Genomic DNA, 24,189 nt, shown 5'->3' with positions numbered 1-24,189 from the left:
GCGCCGGTCCAGGTCGTACCATGCCCTGCGTGACGCACGACGACGCTCCGCTGCTGGCGGACCTCATGCCGTGGTCCGTCGCACCGCTGCGGCCGGGCCGCGCCTGGCCGACGGCGCCCGACCCGGCGTCCCTGCGGGCCCGCTGGGACGCCCTGATGAAGGCGGAGGGGACGGACCGCGAGGCGCTGTTCGAGCCGACGCGCGCCCGTGGCCTGGGCACGGCGGTGGGCCAGCTGCCCGGCCGGACCGGCGGCACCGGGCGGCTCGCCCGCGCCACGGGCCCCTGCCCCGAGCCGGTCCGGGTGCTGGCCGCCCCCTTCGACGAGCAGTGGCTGATCCCGGACCACCGGCTGATCGACACGGCCCGCCCGGAGCTGTGGCGGGTGGCCGACGAGCAGCAGGTGTTCACCGTCGAGACCGGCGCCGAGCCGCCCCTCCTCGCCACCTCGCTCCTGCCCACCCTGCGCACCGGCCGCATCCGCCCGCTGTACCGCCGCCCCGGCGGCGCCGAGCCTAATCTGCCGCCGGGTCTGCTGGAGCGGCTGCCGGGCGATCCCGCGCCGGCGGACGTGCTGGCCTGGATCATGGCGGTGATCCGCCCGGACCTCACCGTTCCGCTCACCGACGAGCCCGGGGTGTGGCGGGCGGGCACCGAGGTGGGGCACCGGATGCTGTGGCTGCTGCGCCGGCACGGCGAACGCCCGAGACTCCCCGGCGGCCGCCGCCCCTACGTCCGCGCGCCCCTGCCGCCCCGCCCGCGCGCCCTGCACTACGACCCCGAGGAGGAGACCCTCCACCTCGACGAGGGCCGTATCTCCCCGGTGCCGCCGGAGGCCTGGGACCACGAGGTGGCCGGAGTCCGGGTGCTGGAGGCGTGGTTCGCGGGCCGTACGGCCCCGGCCGAGCCCGGCACGCTCGCCGCGATCGGCCCGGCCGGCTGGCCGCAGGCCTGGACGTCGGAGCTGCTGGAGCTGATCACCGTCCTGGCCCTGCTGGCCGAACTCCGCCCGCTGCGGGCCGGGTTGGAGGTGACCTCCGCGATCACCGCGACCGATCTGCGCCACGCGGGAATCCTGCCTGCGCCGCCCTGGTCCCGCCGCCCCGCCTCCGTCCTGGACCACCAGGAAGAAGGCCCAGAGGGCCAATTCGCCCTCCTCTGACGGCAGTTCCGGCTCTCACCGACTGCCCTGCCCGAGGCTCAACAGCCGTCTCCCCGGCCCGCCTCGAAGCCGTCCAGGACGCGCTCCAGCGCTCGGTGGAAGACCGCTTCCAGGTCGATCGGGCCCGGGTCCGCCGCGAAGGCCGCCGCCATCCTCGGATACGCGCCGGAGGCGATCTGCGTGGCCAGCCAGGCACCGCGCGCCGCGTTCTCCTCGGCCTCCGACCAGGGCAGGGCGCGTACCCGCTCGGCGGTGTCGAGTTCGTTGCGGACGTAGGTCGTCACGACGCCGTTCAGCATGGCGATGAGTTCCAGCTTCGTGCCGTAGGCCGCTTCGAGCGGGTCCAGGCAGGCCAGGCAGTGCTCCAGATAGCGCAGGGCGTGGGGGCTGAAGCCGTAGACCGGTGACATCAGGCGCGGCATCCACGGGTGCCGGTGCAGCAGCGCGCGGGTCTCGTGGGCCACCCGGAGCAGGTCGGCCCGCCAGTCACCGCTCGGCTCCCACGGCTCGTGCTCGGCGCTGACCGCGTCCACCATGAGCTCGTACAGGTCCTCCTTGCGGGGGACGTAGTTGTACAGCGACATGGTGCCGCAGCCCAGCTCGGCCGCGACATGCCGCATGGACACCGCGTCGAGCCCGCTCGCGTCGGCGATCCGGACCGCCGCGGCCGCGATGTCGTCGCGGGTGTACGCCGGTTTAGGGCCCCGGCCCGTGCGCTCGGGGCGCGCCCAGATCACCTCGGGGACGGCCCCTCGGACTGCCATTGGTCATCACCTCGGACACCATCCTAGTTACGTACGGCGTACGTAGTGCGCTATGGTCGAGCCATGGCTACTACGTACGCTGTACTCAGTGAGGGTCTGGAGAAGCGCTTCGGCGCCGTAGACGCCCTGCGCGGGCTGGATCTGGCCGTGGCCGAGGGCACCGTCTGCGGACTGCTCGGGCCGAACGGCGCCGGGAAGACGACCGCGGTCCGGCTGCTCACCACGCTGCTGCGACCGGACGCCGGCTCGGCCCGCGTCGCCGGGCACGACCTGGTCCGCGAGGCCGCCGCCGTGCGGGGCCGGATCGCGGTCACGGGGCAGTACGCCTCGGTCGACGGGGACCTCACCGGCCGGGAGAACCTGCGGCTGTTCGCCCGGCTGCACCGGGTGCGCGGCCCGGCCGCCCGGGCCGACGAGCTGCTGGAGCGCTTCGGGCTGACCGAGGCCGCCGACCGGAGGACGGCCACCTGGTCCGGCGGGATGCGCCGCCGGCTGGACCTGGCGGCGAGCCTGGTCCGGCGCCCGGCGGTCCTCTTCCTCGACGAGCCGACCACCGGCCTCGACCCGGCCGGCCGCGCCCGCATCTGGCAGGCGGTGCGGGATCTGAAGGCCGACGGCACCACCGTGCTGCTGACCACGCAGTACCTGGAGGAAGCGGACCAACTGGCCGACGACATCGCCCTGATGGACCGCGGCCGGGTCACGCAGACCGGCTCCCCCGCCGAACTCAAGGCGCTCATCGGCTCGTACGCCGAGGCCGTGGTCGCGGACGCCGAGGCGCTGCCGCGGGCGGCGGCGGTGCTCGACCGGCTCACCGGCCGGGAACCCGTCCTGGACCGGGCACGCGGCACCGTCGGCGCGCTCACCACCGACCCGACCCTGACCCTGCCCCGCCTGGTGCGCGAACTCGACGCCGCCCACGTGCCGTTGCTGGACGCGAGCATCCGGCCGCCCGCGCTCGACGACGTGTTCCTGCGGCTCACCGGCACGGCCGCGCACCCCGAGGAGGCTGCAGCGTGAGCGCCCTGGTGCACGACGGTCTGGCGATGACGGGCCGGCAGCTGCGCCGGGTCCGCAACAGCCCGGGCCTGGCCGTCCTGACCCAGCTGATGCCCGTCAACATGCTGCTCTTCTTCGGGTACGTGTTCGGCAGCGCACTGGCGATGCCCGGCCGCGAGTACCGCTCCTTCCTGGTGCCCGGGCTGCTGGTGGCGACGGCGGCCGGCGGGCTGATGACCGGCATGTTCCAGGCCGCCGCGGACACCCACCGCGGGGTGACGGACCGGTTGCGCACCCTGCCGGTGAGCCGGGCCGCCGTACCGCTCGGGCAGGCGGTGGCCGACCTCGTCGTCACCACGCTCGGCACGGTGCCGCTGCTGCTCGTCGCCCTCGCGGTCGGCTGGCGGATCGAGGGAACGGCCCTCGACGCGGCCGGCGCGGTGGGGCTGCTGCTGTTCTTCCGGTTCGCCTGCACCTGCGCCGGGATCTTCCTGGGGCTGCTCAGCCGCAGCGAGGAGGCCGCAGGGCAGCTCGGCGCCTCGTCCTTCGTGCTGCCGCTGCTGTCGAACGCCTACATCCCGACGGCCCACCTGCCCGGCTGGCTGCGCACCCTCGCCGAGTGGAACCCCATCAGCGCGGTGACCACCGCCCTGCGGGACCTCTTCGGCAACGCGCCGGTACCGCACGGGGCCGCCTGGCCGGTGGCCCATCCGGTCGCCGGGGCACTCGCCTGGAGCCTCGCGCTGACCGCGCTGTTCCTGCCGCTCGCCGTACGCCGCCACGCGCGCGGTGAGTGAGCCGCGGCCGGTCCCCGGCTACTGACAGAGTCGCCGGTCAGGGGGGATCATCCTCCCCATGGACCAGCTTCCGCTGCCCCTGGAGGGCATCACCGTCGTCGCCGTCGAACAGGCCGTGTCCGCGCCCTTCGCGACCCGGCAGCTCGCCGACCTGGGGGCCCGGGTCGTCAAGGTGGAGCGCGTCGACGGCGGCGACTTCGCGCGCGGCTACGACACGGCGGCCCGCGGTCTCGCCTCGCACTTCGTGTGGTGCAACCGCGGCAAGGAGTCGATAGCGCTGGACCTCAAGGACCCGCGCGGTCTCGACGTCGTACGGCGGCTGATCGCGGACGCGGACGTGTTCGTGCAGAACCTCGCGCACGGCGCGGCGGCCCGGCTCGGTCTCGACGCGGCCACACTGTGCGCCGCGCACCCGCGGCTGATCGCGGTGGACATCTCCGGCTACGGCTCCGCGGGGCCGTACGCGGACAAGCGGGCGTACGACATGCTCGTGCAGTGCGAGGCGGGGCTGGTGTCGGTGACCGGGACGCCGGAGCAGCCGGTGAAGGCCGGGATCCCGGCGGCGGACATCGCGGCCGCCATGTACGCCTTCTCGGGGGTGCTGGCGGCGCTCGTGCGGCGCGGGACGACCGGGCGGGGCGGGCCGGTGGAGGTGTCCATGCTGGAGGCGCTGGCCGAGTGGCTGGGGCATCCGCTGCACCACGCGATGCACGGCGGTGAGCCGCCGGCCCGCACCGGGCTGGCGCATTCCGTGATCGCGCCGTACGACGCCTATGCGACGGCCGACGGCGGGCGGGTGCTGCTCTCGGTGCAGAACGACCGGGAGTGGCGGCGGCTGGCCGAACAGGTCATCGGCCGGGCGGAGCTGGGCACGGATCCGGCGTTCGCGACGAACGCGGCGCGGGTGGCGCACCGGGAGCGGACCGACGCGCTGGTCGCCGGTGCGCTGGGGGTGCTGGACACAAAGGAGGCGCTGGCCCGGCTGGAGAAGGCGGGCATCGCCTGTGCGCGGCTGCGGGACGTGCACGAGCTGGCGGACCATCCGCAGCTGGCGGCCCGGGAGCGGTGGCGTGCGGTGGGTTCGCCGGTCGGGCCGCTGAAGGCGCTGCTGCCTCCCATCACGCTGCCGGGCGGGGACGAGGCACGGATGGGGGATGTGCCCGCACTCGGGCAGCACACCGGGGCGCTGCTGCGTGCCGTGGGGATGACGGACGACGAGATCGCAGCGTTGCGCCGGGACGGTGTGGCGGCCTGAGCCCGGGCACCCCGGAAGGGGCTCAGTGCCGGTGGCCGCCGAACAGCGAACGGCGCAGCCGGCGCAGCGGCGCGAAGAGCGAGACGCGGCCGATCCGCGCCCCCCGGTCGCTGCTGCGGCGGACGGTGTCACGCGCCGTCAGCTCACGCATCAGCGAGGTCGCCTCGACCGTCTCCCGCTGCGGTATGGCGGGACCCGCCAGCACCGACAGATGGCGGTCCAGGCGCGAACTGGTCGCGCTGCTCCCGCAGGTGATCGCAGGGACCCTGGCCCTGCTGCGCACTGTTATCTGTTCCATGTCACTCCCCACCCGTACGAGTCCACCCGGCCCGGGCAGGGTAACCCTATCGCCCCAGGCGGGCACGCGGGTATCGCGCCCACAGGATTCACCTTCCCTGTAAGGAGGTTGACCATCCCTCTTTGACTACTCTCCGAATCCAACCGATTTCAGGCCGAGTTGGACAATCGGCTGCCCGGTGGGCCGAGCTGATCCCCCGTCAGGCTCGATGGTTACGGCGAGTGACATGGAGCCGGGGCCGAGACCGCTCGCGACCAAGGGCGTGTCGCCCGCGAAGAGCCCCAGGGAGCGCGGTTGCACGCGGGGGCGCATGAGCCAGAGCTGGTGAACGCGTCCGCCGGGCGGGGCGCCGTATCCGCTGAGGGTGACGACGGCCTCCCGGCGCGATACGGAAGCGATCACTCCGATACCGCGGCCGCGGGCGTCCGTGCTGCGCGAGGCGCGCACGTCGGGAGCGGCCAGAACGTGGGCGATCTCACGTGCCCGGGCCTGCCCGGCGTCGAGCCGGTCCCGGGTGCGGTCCGCCTGGACGGCGAAGAGGGAGGCGACGACCAGGGCAGCGGCGGCGGTGACCGTCGCGAACGGCACCAGGAGGGGGCGCCCGCGCGGGGGACGGCCGCGCCCCGGCGACGGCCGGCCGTCCCAGACGTACGGCGGCAGCCGGCGCGTGCCCGGCTCCGGCTCCGGCACCGGCGGCCGTCCGCCGTACGCGCGCGGGGCCGGGGGCTCCTGCGGGGTGGCGCGGACCGCGGCCAGCACCCGGTCGCGCAGGGCGGCGGGCGCGGGGGTCGCCGTGGACCAGGCCAGGCGCACCGCGTCCTCGGCCAGAACGCGCACCTCGGCGGCGCAGCGGTCGCAGTCCCGCAGGTGCTTCTCGAAGCGGCGCCGTTCGCCGGGTGCGAGGGCGTCGAGGGCGTAGGGCGCGGCGAGGGAGTGCGGGTCCTCGCCGCGCAGGCGCCTGCCGAAGAGGCTCATGCGGCACCTCCCAGGCACTCGCGCAGCCGGGTGAGGCCGTCCCGCATCCGGGTCTTGACCGTGCCGAGCGGCAGCGAGAGGCGCTCCGCCACCTCGCGGTAGGTGTAGCCGTCGTAGTAGGCGAGGGTCACGGACTGGCGTTGCAGCTCGGTGAGCCGGCGCAGGCACCGGCGCACCCACTCGCGCTCGAGGCCGGCCTCCACCTCCTCGGTGACCTGGTCGAACGCCACCTCCCCGGCGCGCAGCGCCTCCCGCTGCTCGCGCTCGCCGGCCGCGCGGGCGCTGCGCACCCGGTCGACGGCCCGGCGGTGGGCGAGGGTGAGGATCCAGGAGAGGGCGCTGCCCCGCCGGGGGTCGAACCGGGCGGCGGAGCGCCACAGTTCGAGCAGCGCCTCCTGGACCACCTCCTCGGACTGGGCGGGGTCCCGCACCACGCGTCGTACCAGTCCGTAGACCGGGCCGGACACCAGTCCGTACAGCTCCTCGAAGGCCCGCTGGTCGCCGCCCGCCACGAGCAGCAGCAGCTCGTCGGCGGCCTCGCGGGCCCGCTCCCCGCGGCCGCAGCCGGGTCTTCCTCGCGTACCGCGCATCCGCACCGCACACACCTCCCCACGGTGGTACGGATCGGCGGGCCGAAAACGCGGGCCGGCGGGCCGGGAAGATTTTCCGGGCCCGGCATCCGTGCTGCGGCGGACGCGAAACGGCGGAGACCCCGTCGGACGGGGCCTCCGCGTCTGCTGTGGGCTCGCCGGGAACTTCACTCTGACGGGCGAGCCCGAACGAGGTGGGGCGGGGTGCGGTTTCGCCGGGTGTCCGGCTCAGGCCGCGTTCGTGAACACCGGCAGGAAGCCGCCCGACTGGCCGGGCGCGGTGGGGTGGTACGACTCGCCGATGTCGAGCCAGTTGACGCTGTGCAGCCAGGAGTCGCTGGAGCAGATCTCATGGTTGGCGAAGGCGGAGCGCACGTCGGCGAAGACGAAGTTGTGAGCCTGGGCGCGCTTCTGGATGGCGGCGTCGATGTAGTCGGCCGCGTCGTTGATCGCGGACCGCTTGGTCTCGGAGAGGCCGAGGCAGCTCTGTCCGAGCAGGTAGAAGCGGGGGTAGCTGAGGACGACCACCCGGGCGGCGGGGGCCTTGGCGCTGATCGCGTTGTAGACGGTGTCCAGCTTGCCGGGGAGCGTGGTGTCGACGTAGTTCTCGGCGGTCTGGATCCTGGCCAGGCAGGAGCTGTCGGACTGGAGCACACAGGTCGTCATGACGTCGGAGAACCCGGCGTCGTTGCCGCCGACGGTGAGGGAGACCAGTGAGGTGCTGGAGTTCAGCGAGCCGAGCTGGTTGGCGAGCACGTCGTCCGTCGTGGCGCCCGAGCAGGCGTTGAAGGCGAACGAGGACGGGCTGTGGGCGGCGTTCCACAGGTACGGGTACGCCTTGGTGCTGCGGTCGCAGCTGCCGCTGGAGCTGATGTAGCTGCCCGAGCCCACCCCGGAGGAGTAGGAGTCGCCGAGCGCCACATAGCCGCCGGACACGGCCGTCGAGGAGGCCTGTGCGGAAGCGGCCCCGGTGAGACCGAGGCCGGCGGCGAGGAGGAGCGAGGTCACGAATCCGGTAAGTCGGGAACGTCTCATGGAACCTCCCTTTAGCAGGATCTCTGCGTCAACCGTCGTACCAACTACGCGTGTTGACGGGAAGTGTCCATGCCAAAACTGTTGCGCTCTGAACAGGATCGACCCAAGACGTTCACCGCTCAGCTATTGCATGTGCATGCCATAGGGGTTGATGCACCGTCACTCCGTGCGCCCCCGCCGGCGGCCCGGGACGCCCTTGACGGCCCCGCGCGACTGGGCCACATTGAAGCCCGGCATCCGGCGCGTCGGGGGGCAAAGTCGCCCATGCAGACCTTCGGGATCAAGACACCTTCATCGGACAGCCCTCCGGGGGACGCGGAGCGGGTGCGGCCAGGGCCGGGGAGGGCCCTGCCGTCGCTGCTCGTGGGCGTCGCGGCGGCCGTGGGGGCGGCCGGCGCGCTGCTCGCGCTGCTCGACACCCACTCACCACTGCGTGCTCCCTGCACGCTGTTCTTCCTGCTCGGCGCGCCGGCCGCGGCGATCGCCGCGGGCTTGCGCGGGCTGGATCCCTTCGGCCGGACGCTGTGCGCGCTTGCGGGCTCCGTCGCGCTGAACATGCTGGTTGCCCAGGGCCTGCTGGCCGTGCACCGCTGGTCGGTCCGGGGCGGAGTGGCCGCGGTGACCGTGCTGAGCCTGCTGCTCCTGCTCACGGTTCTGCGCACGGCCCGGCGCCGGGGACGAGTTTCCGAAAAACGCCATCAACCGTGAGCAATCTGGGCCAAAGTTATGTAGTAGAGAAACCGACAAAAAAGTGAGGCATCCCCCCAGGGGTTGCCTATCCACTTCAACCGTCAATACCGTCGTACATCACACCCGCACCGGCACGTCGGCAACGGCTCCAGGGGAGGGCTCAGGGCCACGGCGCTCGTCGGTGCGGGGCGCGGTAGGGGGGTGCCGTGCTCGGTGGCCGCTTCGGTGACCGAGCCGTGCCGCGCGACCGGCTGCCGTCTTTTCCCGGCAGTCCGGCCAGCTTTGCCAGCTCGTCCACGCGCACGGAGACCCGCTCCCCGTGCCGATGACGAGAACCCCCCTTTCGAACCGGACACACAGCCGGGCCGCCCAGGGGCGGGCGGTCCACCGGACGAGAGGGAAAAACCCATGAGTTCCGTTCTGCGCCCGCCTGGTTCAGGGCAGGATCCGCTGTTCGCCGACCACTACCGGCCCATCTCCTCGCACCTGGCGATCACTCCGCCGGTGAGCGTGGTGATCCCCGCCATGAACGAGGCGGAGAACCTGCCCTACGTCTTCAAGTCGCTGCCGCACTGGATACACGAGGTCGTGCTGGTCGACGGCAACTCCACGGACGACACCGTGGACGTGGCGCGTTCGCTGTGGCCGGAGGTCCGGGTGGTCGAACAGCGGGGCCGGGGCAAGGGGGATGCCCTGATCACCGGGTTCGAGGCCTGCACCGGCGACATCATCGTGATGGTCGACGCGGACGGCTCGGCCGACGGCAACGAGATCGTGTCGTACGTCTCCGCGCTGGTCTCCGGCGCCGACTTCGCCAAGGGCTCCCGGTTCGCCAACGGCGGCGGCACGGACGACATGACCTTCGTCCGCAAGCTGGGCAACTGGGCGCTGTGCACCATCGTCAACCGCAAGTTCGGCGCCCGCTACACCGACCTGTGCTACGGCTACAACGCCTTCTGGCGGCACTGCCTCGACAAGATCGACCTCGACTGCACCGGCTTCGAGGTCGAGACGCTGATGAACATCAGAGTGGTCAAGGCGGGACTGAAGGTGCAGGAGATCCCCAGCCACGAGTACCTCCGCATCCACGGCGCCAGCAACCTGCGTGCCGTACGGGACGGGATACGGGTGCTCAGGGTCATCCTCGGGGAACGCTCCAACCGGCGCGAACTGCGCCGCCAGGAACGCCCCTCCCCGCTGCTCGACACGGTCCGGGGAGAGCTGTCGTGAGAGACGAGCCGGGGGACGGCCCCGGGGACCCCGGTGTCTCCGTCGTGATCTGCGTGTACACCGAGGACCGCTGGGAGGACATCCTCGCGGCGGTCGCCTCGGTGCGCGCCCAGTCGTATCCGGCCCTGGAGACGCTCCTGGTGGTGGACCACAACCCGGCCCTGCACGGCCGGCTGGAGCGCGAGTACAAGGAGACGGACGGCGTCCGGGTGCTGGCCAACGCCGGTCCGCGCGGGCTGTCCGCCGGCCGCAACACCGGCATCGCCGCCTCCCGCGGCGAGGTGATCGCCTTCCTGGACGACGACGCCGTCGCCGAACGGGACTGGCTGCGCCGGTTCGCCGAGGGGTACGCCGACCCGCGCGTGATGGCGGTCGGCGGCCGTACCGAGCCGGTCTGGGCGTCCGGCCGGCGGCCCGCCTGGTTCCCGGCGGAGTTCGACTGGGTGGTGGGCTGCACCTACACGGGGCTGCCGCCGGGCCGGGTGCGGGTCCGCAACGTCCTCGGCGGCAACGCCTCCTTCCGCCGTACGGCCTTCACGGCGGCGGGCGGCTTCGCCACCGGCATCGGCCGCGACGGCGACCGCCGCCCGCTGGGCTGCGAGGAGACGGAGCTGTGCATCCGCCTCACCCGGGCCCGGCCCGACGCCGTCCTGCTCATCGACGATCGCGCGGTCATCCACCACCGGGTGCCCGCACCCCGCGAGCGCTTCGGCTACTTCCGCGCCCGTACCTACGCCGAGGGCCTGTCCAAGGCCCTGGTGGCCAGGAGCGTCGGCGCGGACAAGGGCCTGGAGTCCGAACGCCGCTACACCACCCGGGTGCTGCCCGCCGGGATCGCCCGGGGACTTCGGGACGCCCTGCTCGGCCGCCCGGGCGGCGCGGGCCGCGCGGCCGCGATCGTCACGGGCGTGCTGAGCGCCGCCGGCGGATACGCCCTCGGCACCCTGCGCGCCCGGCACGGCGGTACGACGTTCACGGCACCGCCGATCCCCGGTGACCCCGGCCCGGCGAGCGCCGCCGCCGGTTCCGTGAGCGGCCTCGACGATCCCGCGGATGCCGACGCCGGACCCGGGAGGCAGCCGTGAGCGACGCGCCCGTACCCATCCTCATGTACCACTCGGTCGCGATCGCGCCCAACGCCGCCACCCGGGCCCTGTCGGTCGCGCCGGAGGCGTTCGCGGAGCAGCTGGCGGTCATCGGCGAGGTGGGGCTGACCCCCGTCACCACCGCCGATCTCGCCGCGCACTGGCGGTCCGGCCGCCCGCTGCCCGCCCGGCCGGTGCTGATCACCTTCGACGACGGCTACGAGGGCGTGCACCGGCATGCCCTGCCCGTGCTCGCCGAGCACGGCTTCCCGGCCACCCTGTTCGTCTCCACCGGCTGGCTCCGCGGCGGGTACGACACCGGAGGCGGCCTCGACACCATGCTCGACTGGCGGCAGGTGCGCGAACTGGCCGCCGCCGGGGTCGAGATCGGCGGCCACAGCCACACCCATCCGCAGCTCGACCAGCTCCCCGACGACGTGCTGCGCACCGAGCTGACCCGCTGCACCGAGATCGTCACCGAGGAACTCGGCGTCCGCCCGGTGTCGTTCGCCTACCCGTACGGCTACTCCAGCCGCCGGGTCCGCCGGGCGGTGCGCGCGGCCGGGTACGACCAGGCGCTCGCCGTCGGCAACGACCTCGCCGACCGCCGCCAGGGGCCGTACGCGCTGCGGCGGGTCACCGTGCGCCGCAGCACGGGCGCGGCGGAGTTCGAGCGGCTGCTGCACGGCCGCGCCCTCGCCCGTGACTTCGCCAGGGACCGTGCCCTCACCCAGGGGTACGCCCTCGTCCGCAGAGCCCGCCAGGTCCGCCGGAAGGCCATCCGTACCCGTGTCTGACACGACCACCACGACCGAGACCGACGCGCCCGGCGCCAGGACGTCCGAGCAGGCGGGCCGGGCCCCGGGCGGCAGCCCGCTGTTCCGCAACGCCTACGCGCTGATGCTCAACACCGGCATCTCCGCCGTCCTCGGACTGGGCTTCTGGCTGGCCGCGGCCCGCTACTACACCGAGTCGGCGGTCGGGCAGGGCTCGGCCGCCATCGCCGCGATGAAGCTGCTCGCCGGGCTGACCGCGGTGACCCTGACCGGCGCGCTGGCCCGCTTCATCCCGGTCTCCGGCGCGCGCACCGGACGGCTCGTCGTGCTGACGTACGCGGGCAGTTCACTGGTGGTCGCGGTGGCCGCCGGGGTGTTCCTGCTGACCCTGGACGCCTGGGGGCCGTCGTACCGCTTCCTGCACGGGACCCTCAACGGGCTCGGCTTCGTCGTGGCCGTCGCCGCCTGGAACGTGCTCACCCTCCAGGACGGGGTGCTGACCGGGCTGCGCAGCGCGCCCTGGGTGCCGGTCGGCAACACCGTGTTCTCGGCGGTGAAGCTGGGTCTGCTCGCCGCGTTCGCCGTGGCGATCCCGACCGCCGGTGTCTTCGTGTCCTGGGTCGCCGCCATCGCCACCTCCGTGCTGCCGCTCGGCTGGCTGGTGTTCCGCCGGCTGGTGCCCCGGCACGTCAGGGCCACCGAGGGGCGGGCGAGACCGCCGACGCCGCGGGAGATCGGGCGGTTCCTGGCCGGGGACTACACCGGCTCGCTGTTCTCGCTGGCCGTGGTCTACCTGGTCCCGGTGATCATCGCCTCGCAGGTCAGCGCGGAGCAGAACGCCTACTTCTACATCACCACCACCATCGGCGGCACCACCAACCTCCTCGCGATCAACATGGGTGCCTCGCTCACCGTCGAGGGCGCGCACGACCCGGCACGGCTGGCCGCCGACACCCGTGCCGCGCTGAAGCGGATGTTCCGGATCATGCTGCCGATCTCGGCGCTGCTGTTCCTCGGCGCGCCCTGGATCCTCGGCGTGTTCGGCCCGGGCTACGCGGCGGCGGCCACCCCCTTGCTGCGCTGGTTCGCGGTCGGCGCGCTGCTGCGGGTGGTCATGGAGACCTGCTTCGCGGTGCTGCGCGCGCAGAGCCGTACCGCCGGACTGGCCTGGATGCAGGGCCTGCTGTGTGCGCTGGTGCTCGGTCTGACGCTGCTGTTGCTGCCCCGGATGGGGCTGACCGGCGCGGGCGTCGCCGAGATGTCCAGCCTCGCGGTGATCGTCGCGATCACCGCGCCCAGGCTGTGGCGGACCGTCCGGTCGGCTCCCGTCGGCGTGCCGGAAACGGCGGCACCCGACGGGGACCTGGCCGATCTGGGGACGCGCGAGGTCGCGGCCGCGGCGGCTCCGGCCCGCCGGCCCGGACCGGCCTGGGCGCTGGACTCCGACACCGTCGCGCTCGGCGTCCAGGTGGACTTCGACCATCAGGAACGGCGCCCGGACGTCCGGCCGGGTCCCGGCACCCCGCCGGCGGGCACCCGGCTGCCGCTGGAGCAGCCGGCTCCGAGGACCGCCCAGGGCCCGTCGGCGCGCGACGCCCGGTTGCTGCCCACCCGTTCCGGGGTCCTCCTCGGCTGTCTGCTGATCGCCGCGCTGCTGCTGTACTGGGTGCCCGCGCTGCGGCTCGGCGAGGCCGACCTGGACCGGATGGGCGGGCTCGGTCTGGTCTCGGTGCTGCCGCTGCCGACCCTGGTCGGGGCCGCGCTGCTGATCACCGTGTTCGCCGGGCTGCTCCGGCTGCGCCGCGAGCACCGGGCGCTGCTGCTGCTCACCCTGCTGGCCACGGTGGTGTCCCTGCACGCGCTGCCCGCCGTGATCGAGACCGAGCCGCGGTTCCCCACGGCCTGGCAGCACCTGGGCTTTCTCGACTACATCGACCGCACCGGCTCCGCCGTACCGGACCTGGACGCCCGCTGGAGCTGGCCGGGCTTCTTCGCGGTGACCGCGTTCGTCGGCCGGGCGTGCGGGGTCACCGACTTCACCGAGGTCATCCGCTGGTGGCCGACGGCCGTGCAACTCGCCTATCTGGCCCCGATGTTCCTGCTCACCCGTGCGCTGCGGGCGAGCTGGCGGGCGAAGTGGACCGGTGTCTGGATCTTCGTGCTGTGCGGCTGGGTGGGGCAGGACTACTTCTCCCCGCAGGGCTTCACCTACCTCCTGTATCTGGCCTTCGTGGCGATCCTGCTGGTCTGGTTCCGCCCGCCGCGGGTCATCTGGACGAAGGCGCGGCCCGGCGAGGCCGAGGTGCGGCCCGCCGACCGCCGGCAGCGGGCCGTGCTGCTGCTGGTCCTGATCGCCCTGTACGCGGCGACCGTCCCGGCGCACCAGCTCACCCCGTTCGTGATGCTGGGCGTGCTGGCGGCGCTCGTCCTGCTCGGCCGGTCCGAACTGCGCGGGCTGCCCCTGCTGTTCGCGGTGCTGGTCGCGGTCTGGGTCGGCTTCATGGCCGAGCCGTACTGGTCCGGGCACTTCGACGACCTGTTCGGCGGGGTCGGCGGGGTGGGCAGCAATGTCTCCACCTCCGTCTCCGGCCGGATCCAGGGCGGGAGTCCGACCCACAAGCTGGTGCTGTACACCCGGGTGCTGCTGGCCGGCTCGCTGCTGGCCTGCGCCTGCTGGGGCTGGTGGCGGCGCCGGCTGCACCGGTACCGGGATCGCTCGCTGCTGGTGCTGACGTTCGTGCCGTTCCTCGGTTTCGGGATGCAGTCGTACGGCGGTGAGATGGCGCTGCGGGTCTTCATGTTCGCGGTGCCCGGCGCGGCCCTGCTCGCCGCCCTCGCCCTCTTCCCGCGCGCCGGTGACACCGCCGGGGAACGCGCCGGGGGGCGGCGGAACCTCGCCCCGCTGGCGGCGCTGCTCGCCGGGCTGCTGCTGATGGGCGGGTTCCTGGTGGCCCGCTGGGGCAACGAGCCGTTCGAGCGGACCCGGCCCGGCGAGGTCGCGGCGATGGACTGGGTGTACGCCCACGACCGGCCGACGGTACGGCTGCTGTGGCTGACCCAGGACACCGTCAACGACGTGACGCCGGCGCTGCCGTGGGGCGCGCGGGACATGGAGCGGGTGGACTATGTGCCCACGCTCGCCCCGGCCGACCCGGTGCTGGTGTCGGGCCTGGTCAAGGCGTTGAAGGAGGCGGGTCCGAACTCGTATCTGATGATCAACCGCAGTCAGGTGACGTATCTCGAGCTGGACGCCGGCTACCCGGCGTCCTGGGAGCCGCGGCTGGTGGGGAACCTGGACGGGCGGCGGGAGCTGACGAAGGTCTTCGCCGACGCCGACGTCACGGTGTACGCGCTGCGCGAGCGGCCGTCGGGGGCGGTGCCGAAGCCGGACCCCGGGCCGGTCGGGCCGCTGGTGACCTGGACGCCCTGGTCGGTGGTCGGCGCGCTGGCCGCGGTGGCGCTGGTGCTGCTGCTGGCCGCCCGCGAGCTGGCCCGGGTGGCGCTCCGGCCGGGCGTGCGCCGGCTGCGGCTGCTCCAGTCGGGGTTCTGGTTCTCGCTGCCGCTGCTGGCGGTGGTCCTGGCCTCGCTGGTGCAGCGGTTCGTGACGCTGAAGTGAGGTGGCCTGGCGGCTGTGCCTAGCGGCCGAGCCACTTCACCTCGTAGGCGTCCAGGTCGACGCGTCTGCCGTCGACCTGGGCGCTGAGCGTGCGGTTCCGGGTGTTGACCACCAGGACGGCCCTGTCGTCGGCGAGGACGCGGACATCGGGGACGTCGGCGGCGGCGACGGACACGGGCGTGTAGCGGGTGCCCGGCGGGAACGCCTTGGCGAACCGGGAGACCAGGTCGTACAGGGGCAGCGGCCGGCCCCCGGCGGAGCCGTCGGTCGGGGTCCACAGACAGCCGGCGCAGCCGGTGCCGCCGCGCTCCTCCGGGTTCCAGTAGAAGCCGGAGTCCGCGCCGCCCTTGACCATGGCGATCATCCCGGTGGCCTGCACCGCGACCCGGTGCGGCTCGGTCCAGCCGGTGCGGTCGCCGTCGCCGTCGCCGGGCTCGACGTAGTACTCGGCCCACCACAGCGGCAGGCCGTGGGTCTGCCGCCGTACCCACGCGCCGACGGCCGTCAGCTTGTCGGTCGCCGCGAACTCGTCGGGCAGCAGCGCGTCGTCGCGGGTGTAGCTGGAGCCGTCGACGACCGTGAAGTCGGCGCCCGCCTTGTGCGCGTTCCAGTAGGAGAAGGCGTCCAGCACCCGCCGGTCCATGGCGCCCCAGGGTCCCCGCACCGCGGTGGAGGCGTTCTCGTCGCCCGGGCGGACGCTGTCCATCACCAGGTAGGGTCCGCCGACCATGATGTTCCGGTCGACCTTCTTCAGCGCGCGGTACACGAGGTTGTACAGCCGGGTGTAACCCTCGTAGTCCCAGCGGGACTCGGCGTCGTTCCAGAACCCCTTGAACTCGTTCCAGACGATGAAGTGCCGGACGTCCGGGTAGCGCCGGGCGACCGTGGCGGCGAGGTCGGCGAAGTCCTGGTAGTGGCCGGGGGCGGGGGCCCGCTCCAGGGCGGACCGGCTCCAGTCGGTGGTGCCGGCGGCGGCCTTCCCGCCCTTCATCCAGTCCGGGGAGCAGCACAGGGTGATCACCGGGGTGCCGCCGGAGGCGCGGACGAAGCCGATCCGCCGGTCCAGCGCGCCGAAGTCGTAGTGTCCCGGGGCGGGTTCGGGGTTGTCGGCGCCCCAGCCCATGATGTGCTGGTTCTGCGCCAGGCCGCCGCCCTCGCCGAGCAGCCGCCGCACCCGGCCGGTGGCGGCCGCCGCGCCCTCGTCGGCGCTGTACTGGGTGTGGGTGAAACCCCAGCCGACGGACGGCTCCGTCGCGGCCGCGGGCTTGCCGGAACCGCCGGAGCGCGTGCCCACCAGGGTCACCACCAGGGCCAGCAGGACCGCACCCGCGCCGAGCACCGCGGCGAGCCGCCGCCACCGGGCATCCGATTTCCCCCCATGACATCCCATCGGGGACAACAGTAGAGGCGGAACGGCCGGCTCGGGGGGGGGTCTTGGGAAGAGCGGAAGAACAGCGCACCCGCGCGAAATGCCGTGCGTACGGCACACCCGTGACAGATCATGGCCCCATGTCTGCGAACCCACACGAAGCGCTGCCGATCCGGCTCACCGTCGATGACTCCGACTCGCCCTCCGACGTCGTCGACGCGCTGTTCCTCGGCCGCTTCGCGACGGGCGAGCAGCCGTACTCGCACGCCGCGAACATCGACCGCGTACGCTCCGGCGCGACCCTGCTGCCGGACGGCGCCCGGGTGCTGCGGGTCGCCCGCGACGACGACCGCAGCGCCACCCTCGCCGAGGGCGACGGCTGGACCCTGCTGGTCTCCCGCTGGAACCGCGGCGCGGACGTCACGGTCACCGCGACCAGCGCCGAGCTGGCGAAGCGGGTCCTGGACCAGGCCACGGACGGCGCGGCCGACGAGCCCGAGCCGCAGCCGGAGAACGTGACGATGGGGTTCTGGTACGTCTCCCCGCGGCGCGGCCCGTACCGCACCACCCGTCAGATCGCGGCGGGCACCTGGGAGGAGATCCGGCCCAACTACACGGCGCCGGTGGCGGAGGCGATGGACCGCCTGATGAAGACGACCCCGGAGGACATCGCCGGCCGGCTGCTGCTGCTCCACGGCCCGCCCGGCACCGGCAAGACCTCGGCGCTGCGCACCCTCGCCCGCTCCTGGCGGGACTGGTGCCAGGTCGACTGCGTCCTCGATCCGGAGCGGCTCTTCTCCGACGTCGGCTATCTGATGGACATCGCGATCGGCGAGGAGGACGGCGCCGGCAAGGGCCGCTGGCGTCTGCTGCTGCTGGAGGACTGCGACGAGCTGATCCGCGGCGAGGCCAAGCACACGGCGGGCCAGGCCCTGTCCCGGCTGCTGAACCTCACCGACGGCCTGCTGGGCCAGGGCCGCAACGTCCTGGTCGGGGTCACCACCAACGAGGACCTGGAGCGGCTGCACCCGGCGGTGGTCCGCCCCGGCCGCTGTCTGGCCCGGATCGAGGTGGGCCCGCTGACCCGCCCCGAGGCGGTGAACTGGCTGGGCACCGAGACCGGTGTCGGCCGGGACGGCGCCACCCTCGCCGAGTTGTACGCGCTGCGCCGGGGCTCGGCGCCGACCTCGGTGCCGGGGGCCCGGGAGGGCGCGGACGCGGGCCTGTACCTGTAGTGCTTTCATGAGGGTATGACCCTGTTCGTGGGCACGTCGGGGTGGCAGTACAAGGACTGGCGGGACCTCGTCTACCCGGCCGGGGTCCCGGCGCGGCTGTGGCTGGAGGAGTACACCCGGCTCTTCGCGACGGTGGAGATCAACAACGCGTTCTACCGGCTGCCGTCGTACGACACCTTCACCACCTGGCGGGAGCGGGTCCCGGCGGACTTCGTGGTCGCGGTCAAGGCGAGCCGCTATCTGACCCATATCAAGCGCCTGAAGGAGCCCGAGGAGCCGGTGCACCGGCTGATGAGCCACGCGGCGGGTCTCGGTGACCGGCTGGGCCCGGTCCTGCTCCAGCTGCCGCCGACGCTGCGCGCCGACCCCGCGCTGCTGGACACCTGCCTGGCCTGCTTCCCGCCCGGCACCCGGGTCGCGGTCGAGCCCCGCCACGAGTCGTGGTGGACTGCCGAGGTGCGCGAGGTGCTCGAACTGCGGGGTGCGGCGCTGTGCTGGGCGGATGTCCTGGCCCGTCCGGTCACCCCGCTGTGGCGCACCACCGGCTGGGGCTACGTCCGCTTCCACCAGGGGCGCGCCCGGCCCTGGCCGCGCTACGGCCGCCGGTCCCTGGAGACCTGGGTGGACCGCATCGCCACGACCTGGCCGGACGGGGCGGACGTGTACGCGTACTTCAACAACGACCCGGGCGGGGCGGCGGTGCAGGACGCGGTGGTGTTCGGCCGGGCGGCCCGGCGGGCGGGCCTGCCGGTGACCCGCTTCCCGGAACCGGTACGGCACGGGTGACTCCGCTACGCCGCTCGGTACGGCCCGGCTGACTCCGCTGCACCGCCCCGCGCGGCCCGGTTGACTCCGCTGCACCGCTCGGTACGGCCCGGCTGACTCCGCTGCACCGCTCGGTACGGCACGGGTGACTCCGCTACGCCGCTCGGTACGGCCCGGCTGACTCCGCTGCACCGCCCCGCGCGGCCCGGGCGACTCCGCTGCACCGCCCCGCGCGGCCGGGGTGACTCCGCTGTGCCGCTCCGCGCGGCTCGGCCGCTTCGAAAAGCCTCTACTCCTCGTAGGCCGCCCGCAGGGCGTCCCGCACCGCGGCCGACGCCTCCTCCTCCGCCAGCCCCAGCCGCCGTACCCGGTCGGCATAGGCCTGAGCGGCCAGGGACGCCTCGCGGGCCGCGGCCGAGCCGGCGGCGGCCACATAGGTGCCGTGCCGGCCCCGGGTCTCGATCACCCCGTCGCCCTCCAGTGCCCGGTACGCCTTGGCCACCGTGTTCACCGCGAGCCCCAGGGACTCGGCCAGCCCCCGCACGGTGGGCAGCCGGTAGCCCACCGGCAGCGCCCCGGACCGCGCCTGCTCGGAAATCTGCGCCCGCACCTGCTCGTACGGCGGCGCGCTGTCATCGATGCGGATCTTCAGGCTCACGGGGCGATTGTCGCGCACCGCGCGGAAAATGGGAGGCAGCCACCGCACACCGCCCCGTACGGTGCCTGCTCATGACAGTGATCGTGCGCGACCTGCGCCCCGCCGACCGCGCGGACGTCGAGACTTTCGCCCGGGTACGGCATCTCGCACTGCCGTACATCCTGTGGACCCCGGACGCCATCCTGCACCACCTCAGTCACACCCCGCCCGAGGCCCGGCACCGGTCGCTGGTCGCGGAGGAGGACGGCGAGGTGATCGGCACCGCGCAAGTGAGCCTCGCGTACGACAGCCCGGAACCGGGGCAGGGGCTGCTCAACATCTATGTGCACCCGGAGCGCACCGGGCGCGGCGCGGGCGGGCTGCTGGTGCGCGCGGCCGAGGAGCACCTGGCCGCGCACGGGGCGACGAAGCTGTTCGCGTGGCTGCTGGACGCGCCGGACAACCGGGCCTTCGCCGAGCGCCGCGGCTATCGCGCGGGCCGCTCCGCCCACTTCCTCCGGCTGGACCTGACGGCGGCCGAGCTGCCGCCGCTGCCCGCTCTGCCGTCCGGCGTCGAGCTGCGCACGGCGGCCGACTTCGCGGCCGATCCGCGCCCGCTGTTCGAGCTGGACGGGGAGACGACGGCCGACGAACCGAGCGATGTGGACGCCGAGTTCAGCAACTACCAGGCCTGGCTCACCATGACCTGGGGGCACCCGCTGCTGGACCGGGAGCTGACCACGGTGGTGCTGGCCGACGGCCGCCCCGCCGCCTTCAGCGTGGCCTACACCGACGGCGGCACCCGGTACCTGACCGCGATGACCGGCACGGCCCGCCGCCACCGGGGGCGCGGCCTGGCCACGCTCGCCAAGACGGCCGCCCTGCACCGCGCCCGCGCCGCCGGGCACACGGTCGCCCTCACCGGGAACGACACCGGCAACGGCCCCATGCTCGCGATCAACCGCCGGCTCGGCTACGAGATCTGCGCCACGGAGGTGCGCTATGTCCGCGAACTCGGCTGATGCGCCGGGGCGGTTGGATGTCGTACTGGTCAAGGCGGGCCGTACGAAGATCCGTTACCCGGCCGAGCTGCTCGGCGACGACGGCAACCGGATCGCCGTACGAGCGCCCTGGGCGGGCTCCGGAGTGCGCGACTTCGGCTTCGTGCGCTTCGAGCCGGGCGATGTGTTCACCGAGTACTACTGGCGGGACCGCTGGTATTCGGTGAAGGAGGTCCGTGGCCCGGGCGGCGCGGTGAAGGGCTGGTACTGCGACATCACCCGGCCCGCGGTGCGCACCGGTGCGGAGCTGGTGGTCGAGGATCTCGACCTGGACCTGTGGCGCTCCGGCGACGGCGGGGACGTACGGCGCCTGGACGAGGACGAGTTCGCCGAGAGCGGTCTGGCGGACACCGACCCGGAGGCGGCGTCCGCCGCGCTGGCCGCCCTGGCGGAGCTGGAGGCGCTGGCCCGCCGGGACGGTTTCGGACAGTTGCTGGCCTGACCGCTGCCCGCCGGTCCCGGGCGGGGGCGGGGGCGGGGGCGGCTCAGACCAGCGCCACCACCGCGTACCGCTCGTCGTGCACGGCCTTCCCCCACAGCAGCGGGTCTCCGGAGAGCGGCTCCACGCGCACGTCCGCCGCCAGCGGCGCCAGCAGGGCGGTGAGCCGGGCGGCGGGTATGCCGACCGGGTGCACGCTGCCCCACACGCCCTCCACCAGGACGAAGCGGCCGCCCGGCCGCAGCAGGGTGCGCCAGTGCCGCAGGACGGCCGCCGGGTCGGGCAGTGTCCACAGCACATGCCGGACGAGGACGACGTCATGGGCCCGCTGTGCCACCGGCGGGCTCGCGGCGTCTCCGCGCAGCACCGTCGCCCCGTGCCCCGCGAGCTTGGCGCGGGCCCGCTCGACCATCGCCGGGGAGGAGTCGACGGCCGTCACCCGGTGTCCCTGGCCGAGCGCGAGGAGCGACAGACTGCCGGTGCCGCAGCCCAGGTCGAGGAGGTCGGCGGGCTGCCCGGGCAGCCAGGAGCGGAGCCGGGCCGCCCAGGCCGCGCGGACACCGGGGTCGCGCAGGCCGTGGTCCGGCTCGTCGTCGAAGGCGGCGGCCTCGGCGTCCCAGTCGATCGCGGCGTCCGGCCGGATCGTGCTGTCGTTGGCGTTCGTCATGCGCCAAGAGTGACACCCGCCACTGACAACCCGGCACCGATGAGGAACTCTCGCCGAAAGCGTCTACCTCCGTGACAACGCGGAACACGGTAGACACTGAAGGAGGCAGCCATGCGCCGTATGACCGTGCAGAAGCCCCTGAAGAGGACGGACCGCCGCCGTGCCCGCGAGGAGGCGGACGAGAGCCCTGCGGGACGTCCCGAGGTCCGCAAGGACATCGCGCGCACCTGGTGGCCCGACGGCTGACCCGGCCGGACCGCCGGAGTCTCAGCCCAGCAGTTTGCGGTAGTGGATCCGGTCGTAGGGCCCGTCGACCCGGCGTTCCACGACCTCGTACCCGTACTTCGGGTAGATCTTCTGGTTCTCCCACATCATCGCGTTCGTATACAGCCTGATCTCGCCGAGCCCCAGCTCACGCGCGCGTGCGTCGACGAAGTGCAGCAGCCGCCGTCCGACGCCCGTGCCGTGGGCCTGCGGCCGGACGGCGATGCTGTCCAGGAAGAGATGGCCGGGGAACGCGTCGATCACCACCAGTCCGTCGACGGGGTCCCCGGTGACGTACACCCTGCCCGCGGCGACATCGGCGGTGTGGTCCGCCTCCATGGGCTGCGGCACCACACCGATGCGCGCGATGTAGGGGTGGTAGGCCAGGTCCGTGACCTCTTTCACGGCCGGGACATCGGCGGCGACGGCGATCCGGACGTGCTCCGGCCCTGTGGTGATCATGCGGTGCAGGCTATCCGCCTGAACGCAGTCTGAGTACTCCCTTAAGGGGACCATAAAGATCTCCACCACCGGCCCCCAGCAGGGGATTTCACGGTTTCCTGGAACTGCTCAGGGCCTGTCCGGCGGCTCAGGTCGGACAGGCCCCGGCGACGGTCAGCTGAGGGCCGACGCGCAGCTGGTGGCGGTGGCGTGGGCGGGGTCGAGCGCGTTGGCCACCTCGTGGAAGGCGATCCGGTCGAACAGGCCGATGGCCACGTGTTCGGAGAGGTCGAGCGGGCAGAGGTCCTGGAGCAGGACGTTGCGGACGCCGGAGCCGCTCAGGTACTGGCTCTGCCAGGGGGTGGCCACCTCGTCGTACTTGGTGGCGATGACCGTGTAGTGGACTCCGGGGACGGTGTCGCCGTCGGCGTTGAGCTTGGTGAGGAAGGCGGAGCCGGGGATCTGGTCGGCGAGGCCGGGGGTGGTGGCCTTGACCAGGTCGGTGGCTCCGGGGAAGTACGGCAGCAGGTTGGTGAGTCCGCTCAGCGAGGCGCCGTGGTTGTCGGGGGCGATGCCGACGAGCGCGTTGACCTTGGCGGCTCCGCCGAGGAACCTCAGGTAGTAGCGGGGCATCATGCCACCCTGGGAGTGCCCGACCAGGTCGGCCTTGGCGGCGCCGGTCGCGCTGAGCACCTTGTCGACATAGGCGGACAGCTGGCCGGCCGACTGGTCGATGGGGCCGAGGCCGTAGAAGACGGGGACGCCGGAGAGTTGGCCGTAGTCCACGGAGTAGACGCAGTATCCGCGGTGCTCCAGGTAGGGGGCGAGGGAGAGCCAGTTGTCGACGGAGTTGCCGAGGGTGCCGTGGACCAGGATCACGGGCCGGGGGTGGTCCGCGGAGGGCTTGCAGGAGAAGTCGTTCCAGCCGGTGCTCGGCGCCGTGTCGGCGTGGGCGGCGGCAGCGGGTACGGCGGCGACGGCTGCGGTCAGCAGCAGCGCGGCCAGGGGTCTGAGCACTCGCTTCCAGGGCAGCATCGTGTGATCTCCTTGCGGCTCAAGGGAGGTGCGACGGCCTAACCCTGTGATCCGGATCACGAGGATGCTGTTCACTCGTCAAGTTACGGGCGAGTAGTGCAGATGTGAAGTTACGCGCCAGTAAAAACTTCCAGTGGTAACCACCAGCCCATTCCGCACCCCCGCCACTCCCCGACGGAGCATCACCGGGCAGGCTGGATCGGACTATACGGTGCAATTCACACCAAACCGCCCCACCACGGCGATATCGGTGACCGTGGCCCCGTCGGGCGCCGGCCGCGTCAGGCCGCCAGCGTGCCCGGGATCACCGCCCGCGGACCGAACCTGGCCCGGGCGCGGTCCGCGACCTCCTCGATACGGCGGGCGTTCTCGTCCACGGGGTCGAAGGTGAGCTGGTGGGAGGCCTGGGCGGCGGGGGTCAGCCCCTCGGCACGCAGGGTCAGGGCGCGTACCCGGGCGCGTTGCAGACCGAGCGCCTCGTACATGCCGTAGGCCGCCCGGGTCAGGGCCGCCGAGTGCGCGGTCGGCTCCTTCAAGGTGCGGCTGCGCGGCGTGGCGGACCTGTCGGCATAGCGCACGGTGAGGGTCAGGGTGCGGCAGACCTGCTCCATCGCGCGCAGCCGGGCGCCGAGTTCCTCGGCGGCCGACAGCAGCGCACGGCGGTGCCGGCCGGAGTCCAGCTCGTCGATGCCGAAGGTGCGTTCGGCCGACAGCGAGCGCGAGACGGCGTTCGGCACGACCCGCCCCCGGTCGATGCCGCTCGCCTTCTCGCGCAGCTCGCGGGCCGCCTTCGCACCGATCAGCCGCTGGAGCGTGGACGGCGGCGCGGCGGCCACCAGGCCCAGGGTGTCCAGGCCGTACTCCGCGAGGGTGCGGGCGGTCGCCGCGCCGAATGCGGGGAGCGCCGGCGACCCCACCCCGGCGGGGGTCGACACGGCGGCCCCCCGCGCCCCCGGGCCCGCCCCCCCGGCGCGGGGTCGCCCGGCAGATGGGGGGGGTGTGCCGC

25 protein-coding genes are annotated in these 24,189 nt (G+C 73.4%); 14 read left to right on the top strand and 11 right to left on the bottom strand.

The window, feature by feature from the left end; genetic code table 11:
- Positions 1–20 precede the first annotated feature (20 nt).
- On the top strand, positions 21–1,160 hold the full coding sequence (locus ACFVIU_RS31060) for a type ISP restriction/modification enzyme (RefSeq protein WP_385846573.1): 1,140 nt from the start codon (positions 21–23) through the stop codon (positions 1,158–1,160).
- A 38-nt stretch (positions 1,161–1,198) separates the two neighbouring features.
- On the opposite strand, the gene ACFVIU_RS31055 is transcribed toward ACFVIU_RS31060, so the two are convergent.
- Positions 1,199–1,924 carry a TetR/AcrR family transcriptional regulator C-terminal domain-containing protein gene (locus tag ACFVIU_RS31055; protein ID WP_385846572.1) on the bottom strand — a complete coding sequence of 242 codons (726 nt, stop codon included), beginning with the start codon at positions 1,922–1,924 and terminating at the stop codon, positions 1,199–1,201.
- Between the two features lie 63 nt (positions 1,925–1,987).
- Here ACFVIU_RS31055 and ACFVIU_RS31050 point away from each other — a divergent pair, with 63 nt between their 5' ends.
- From ACFVIU_RS31050 to ACFVIU_RS31040, 3 genes are read left to right on the top strand one after another with little or no spacing between them, the layout of a single operon-like run.
- The gene (locus ACFVIU_RS31050; protein ID WP_385846571.1) at positions 1,988–2,944 is read left to right on the top strand and encodes an ATP-binding cassette domain-containing protein; all 957 of its coding nucleotides are present in this window, start codon (positions 1,988–1,990) and stop codon (positions 2,942–2,944) included.
- A complete protein-coding gene (locus tag ACFVIU_RS31045) occupies positions 2,941–3,720 on the top strand; it encodes an ABC transporter permease (protein ID WP_385846569.1) in 780 nt (259 codons plus the stop codon). Before ACFVIU_RS31050 ends, ACFVIU_RS31045 begins: the two co-directional genes overlap by 4 nt.
- 58 nt (positions 3,721–3,778) lie before the next feature.
- Positions 3,779–4,975, top strand: coding sequence for a CaiB/BaiF CoA transferase family protein (locus ACFVIU_RS31040; RefSeq protein ID WP_385846568.1), 1,197 nt, complete (start codon positions 3,779–3,781; stop codon positions 4,973–4,975).
- 22 nt (positions 4,976–4,997) lie between these two features.
- On the opposite strand, the gene ACFVIU_RS31035 is transcribed toward ACFVIU_RS31040, so the two are convergent.
- The 4 genes from ACFVIU_RS31035 to ACFVIU_RS31020 all read right to left on the bottom strand — a co-directional run bounded on the left by ACFVIU_RS31035 (position 4,998) and on the right by ACFVIU_RS31020 (position 7,873).
- Positions 4,998–5,273, bottom strand: coding sequence for a hypothetical protein (locus ACFVIU_RS31035; RefSeq protein WP_385846566.1), 276 nt, complete (start codon positions 5,271–5,273; stop codon positions 4,998–5,000).
- 126 nt (positions 5,274–5,399) lie between these two features.
- Positions 5,400–6,248, bottom strand: a complete 849-nt coding sequence (locus tag ACFVIU_RS31030; RefSeq protein WP_385846565.1) for an anti-sigma factor domain-containing protein — start codon at positions 6,246–6,248, stop codon at positions 5,400–5,402.
- A complete protein-coding gene (locus tag ACFVIU_RS31025) occupies positions 6,245–6,838 on the bottom strand; it encodes a sigma-70 family RNA polymerase sigma factor (protein ID WP_385846563.1) in 594 nt (197 codons plus the stop codon). Before ACFVIU_RS31025 ends, ACFVIU_RS31030 begins: the two co-directional genes overlap by 4 nt.
- A gap of 228 nt (positions 6,839–7,066) precedes the next feature.
- On the bottom strand, positions 7,067–7,873 hold the full coding sequence (locus ACFVIU_RS31020) for an SGNH/GDSL hydrolase family protein (protein ID WP_385846562.1): 807 nt from the start codon (positions 7,871–7,873) through the stop codon (positions 7,067–7,069).
- A 264-nt stretch (positions 7,874–8,137) separates the two neighbouring features.
- Between ACFVIU_RS31020 and ACFVIU_RS31015 the strand changes: the two genes are divergently transcribed.
- The 5 genes from ACFVIU_RS31015 to ACFVIU_RS30995 all read left to right on the top strand — a co-directional run bounded on the left by ACFVIU_RS31015 (position 8,138) and on the right by ACFVIU_RS30995 (position 15,270).
- On the top strand, positions 8,138–8,581 hold the full coding sequence (locus ACFVIU_RS31015) for a hypothetical protein (RefSeq protein WP_385846560.1): 444 nt from the start codon (positions 8,138–8,140) through the stop codon (positions 8,579–8,581).
- A gap of 390 nt (positions 8,582–8,971) precedes the next feature.
- Positions 8,972–9,793 carry a glycosyltransferase family 2 protein gene (locus tag ACFVIU_RS31010; protein ID WP_385846559.1) on the top strand — a complete coding sequence of 274 codons (822 nt, stop codon included), beginning with the start codon at positions 8,972–8,974 and terminating at the stop codon, positions 9,791–9,793.
- The gene (locus ACFVIU_RS31005; protein ID WP_385846558.1) at positions 9,790–10,878 is read left to right on the top strand and encodes a glycosyltransferase family 2 protein; all 1,089 of its coding nucleotides are present in this window, start codon (positions 9,790–9,792) and stop codon (positions 10,876–10,878) included. The genes ACFVIU_RS31010 and ACFVIU_RS31005 overlap by 4 nt, the downstream gene beginning before the upstream one ends.
- Positions 10,875–11,675: a polysaccharide deacetylase family protein gene (locus ACFVIU_RS31000; protein ID WP_385846557.1), complete on the top strand. Its 801-nt coding sequence runs from the start codon at positions 10,875–10,877 to the stop codon at positions 11,673–11,675. Before ACFVIU_RS31005 ends, ACFVIU_RS31000 begins: the two co-directional genes overlap by 4 nt.
- Positions 11,668–15,270 (top strand): lipopolysaccharide biosynthesis protein, encoded by a 3,603-nt coding sequence (locus ACFVIU_RS30995; RefSeq protein ID WP_385846555.1) that lies wholly within the window; start codon positions 11,668–11,670, stop codon positions 15,268–15,270. The genes ACFVIU_RS31000 and ACFVIU_RS30995 overlap by 8 nt, the downstream gene beginning before the upstream one ends.
- 19 nt (positions 15,271–15,289) lie before the next feature.
- Here ACFVIU_RS30995 and ACFVIU_RS30990 read toward each other — a convergent pair whose 3' ends face one another.
- Positions 15,290–16,660, bottom strand: coding sequence for a xylan 1,4-beta-xylosidase (locus tag ACFVIU_RS30990; protein ID WP_385846554.1), 1,371 nt, complete (start codon positions 16,658–16,660; stop codon positions 15,290–15,292).
- Between the two features lie 119 nt (positions 16,661–16,779).
- Here ACFVIU_RS30990 and ACFVIU_RS30985 point away from each other — a divergent pair, with 119 nt between their 5' ends.
- Positions 16,780–17,874, top strand: a complete 1,095-nt coding sequence (locus ACFVIU_RS30985; protein WP_385846553.1) for a DUF5925 domain-containing protein — start codon at positions 16,780–16,782, stop codon at positions 17,872–17,874.
- Between the two features lie 15 nt (positions 17,875–17,889).
- Positions 17,890–18,660 (top strand): DUF72 domain-containing protein, encoded by a 771-nt coding sequence (locus ACFVIU_RS30980; protein ID WP_385846551.1) that lies wholly within the window; start codon positions 17,890–17,892, stop codon positions 18,658–18,660.
- Positions 18,661–18,928: 268 nt separating this feature from the next.
- Here ACFVIU_RS30980 and ACFVIU_RS30975 read toward each other — a convergent pair whose 3' ends face one another.
- Positions 18,929–19,297 (bottom strand): GntR family transcriptional regulator, encoded by a 369-nt coding sequence (locus ACFVIU_RS30975; RefSeq protein WP_385846550.1) that lies wholly within the window; start codon positions 19,295–19,297, stop codon positions 18,929–18,931.
- A gap of 71 nt (positions 19,298–19,368) precedes the next feature.
- Between ACFVIU_RS30975 and ACFVIU_RS30970 the strand changes: the two genes are divergently transcribed.
- Complete coding sequence (locus ACFVIU_RS30970; protein ID WP_385846549.1) at positions 19,369–20,298, top strand: GNAT family N-acetyltransferase; 930 nt, start codon at positions 19,369–19,371, stop codon at positions 20,296–20,298.
- Positions 20,279–20,779 (top strand): DUF402 domain-containing protein, encoded by a 501-nt coding sequence (locus tag ACFVIU_RS30965; RefSeq protein WP_385846548.1) that lies wholly within the window; start codon positions 20,279–20,281, stop codon positions 20,777–20,779. The genes ACFVIU_RS30970 and ACFVIU_RS30965 overlap by 20 nt, the downstream gene beginning before the upstream one ends.
- Before the next feature lie 43 nt (positions 20,780–20,822).
- Here the strand turns inward: ACFVIU_RS30965 and ACFVIU_RS30960 are convergent, their stop codons facing one another.
- Positions 20,823–21,443, bottom strand: coding sequence for a class I SAM-dependent methyltransferase (locus ACFVIU_RS30960; protein ID WP_385846547.1), 621 nt, complete (start codon positions 21,441–21,443; stop codon positions 20,823–20,825).
- A gap of 111 nt (positions 21,444–21,554) precedes the next feature.
- Here ACFVIU_RS30960 and ACFVIU_RS30955 point away from each other — a divergent pair, with 111 nt between their 5' ends.
- Positions 21,555–21,689 carry a hypothetical protein gene (locus ACFVIU_RS30955; protein ID WP_385846546.1) on the top strand — a complete coding sequence of 45 codons (135 nt, stop codon included), beginning with the start codon at positions 21,555–21,557 and terminating at the stop codon, positions 21,687–21,689.
- A gap of 21 nt (positions 21,690–21,710) precedes the next feature.
- Here the strand turns inward: ACFVIU_RS30955 and ACFVIU_RS30950 are convergent, their stop codons facing one another.
- The 3 genes from ACFVIU_RS30950 to ACFVIU_RS30940 form a co-directional block, all read right to left on the bottom strand.
- On the bottom strand, positions 21,711–22,169 hold the full coding sequence (locus ACFVIU_RS30950) for a GNAT family N-acetyltransferase (RefSeq protein WP_385846545.1): 459 nt from the start codon (positions 22,167–22,169) through the stop codon (positions 21,711–21,713).
- Between the two features lie 153 nt (positions 22,170–22,322).
- Positions 22,323–23,183 (bottom strand): esterase/lipase family protein, encoded by an 861-nt coding sequence (locus ACFVIU_RS30945; RefSeq protein WP_385846543.1) that lies wholly within the window; start codon positions 23,181–23,183, stop codon positions 22,323–22,325.
- Positions 23,184–23,464: 281 nt separating this feature from the next.
- The coding region (locus ACFVIU_RS30940; RefSeq protein ID WP_385846542.1) for a hypothetical protein at positions 23,465–24,189 on the bottom strand (725 nt) is incomplete at its 5' end.

The sequence above is a fragment of the Streptomyces sp. NPDC127190 genome, from assembly GCF_042672505.1.
GTDB lineage: Bacteria > Actinomycetota > Actinomycetes > Streptomycetales > Streptomycetaceae > Streptomyces.
This window is presented reverse-complemented; position numbering and strand designations above follow the sequence as displayed.

Bases quoted from the DNA above. Each gene is read 5' to 3' on its own strand.
- ACFVIU_RS30990 (WP_385846554.1), bottom strand. From the start codon at position 16,660: ATGGGATGTCATGGGGGGAAATCGGATGCCCGGTGGCGGCGGCTCGCC.
- ACFVIU_RS30950 (WP_385846545.1), bottom strand. From the start codon at position 22,169: ATGATCACCACAGGGCCGGAGCACGTCCGGATCGCCGTCGCCGCCGAT.
- ACFVIU_RS31030 (WP_385846565.1), bottom strand. From the start codon at position 6,248: ATGAGCCTCTTCGGCAGGCGCCTGCGCGGCGAGGACCCGCACTCCCTC.
- ACFVIU_RS31040 (WP_385846568.1), top strand. From the start codon at position 3,779: ATGGACCAGCTTCCGCTGCCCCTGGAGGGCATCACCGTCGTCGCCGTC.
- ACFVIU_RS31060 (WP_385846573.1), top strand. From the start codon at position 21: ATGCCCTGCGTGACGCACGACGACGCTCCGCTGCTGGCGGACCTCATG.
- ACFVIU_RS31025 (WP_385846563.1), bottom strand. From the start codon at position 6,838: ATGCGCGGTACGCGAGGAAGACCCGGCTGCGGCCGCGGGGAGCGGGCC.
- ACFVIU_RS30945 (WP_385846543.1), bottom strand. From the start codon at position 23,183: ATGCTGCCCTGGAAGCGAGTGCTCAGACCCCTGGCCGCGCTGCTGCTG.
- ACFVIU_RS30970 (WP_385846549.1), top strand. From the start codon at position 19,369: ATGACAGTGATCGTGCGCGACCTGCGCCCCGCCGACCGCGCGGACGTC.
- ACFVIU_RS31010 (WP_385846559.1), top strand. From the start codon at position 8,972: ATGAGTTCCGTTCTGCGCCCGCCTGGTTCAGGGCAGGATCCGCTGTTC.
- ACFVIU_RS31035 (WP_385846566.1), bottom strand. From the start codon at position 5,273: ATGGAACAGATAACAGTGCGCAGCAGGGCCAGGGTCCCTGCGATCACC.
- ACFVIU_RS30955 (WP_385846546.1), top strand. From the start codon at position 21,555: ATGCGCCGTATGACCGTGCAGAAGCCCCTGAAGAGGACGGACCGCCGC.
- ACFVIU_RS31015 (WP_385846560.1), top strand. From the start codon at position 8,138: ATGCAGACCTTCGGGATCAAGACACCTTCATCGGACAGCCCTCCGGGG.
- ACFVIU_RS31055 (WP_385846572.1), bottom strand. From the start codon at position 1,924: ATGGCAGTCCGAGGGGCCGTCCCCGAGGTGATCTGGGCGCGCCCCGAG.
- ACFVIU_RS31050 (WP_385846571.1), top strand. From the start codon at position 1,988: ATGGCTACTACGTACGCTGTACTCAGTGAGGGTCTGGAGAAGCGCTTC.
- ACFVIU_RS30985 (WP_385846553.1), top strand. From the start codon at position 16,780: ATGTCTGCGAACCCACACGAAGCGCTGCCGATCCGGCTCACCGTCGAT.
- ACFVIU_RS30965 (WP_385846548.1), top strand. From the start codon at position 20,279: ATGTCCGCGAACTCGGCTGATGCGCCGGGGCGGTTGGATGTCGTACTG.
- ACFVIU_RS30960 (WP_385846547.1), bottom strand. From the start codon at position 21,443: ATGACGAACGCCAACGACAGCACGATCCGGCCGGACGCCGCGATCGAC.
- ACFVIU_RS30980 (WP_385846551.1), top strand. From the start codon at position 17,890: ATGACCCTGTTCGTGGGCACGTCGGGGTGGCAGTACAAGGACTGGCGG.
- ACFVIU_RS31020 (WP_385846562.1), bottom strand. From the start codon at position 7,873: ATGAGACGTTCCCGACTTACCGGATTCGTGACCTCGCTCCTCCTCGCC.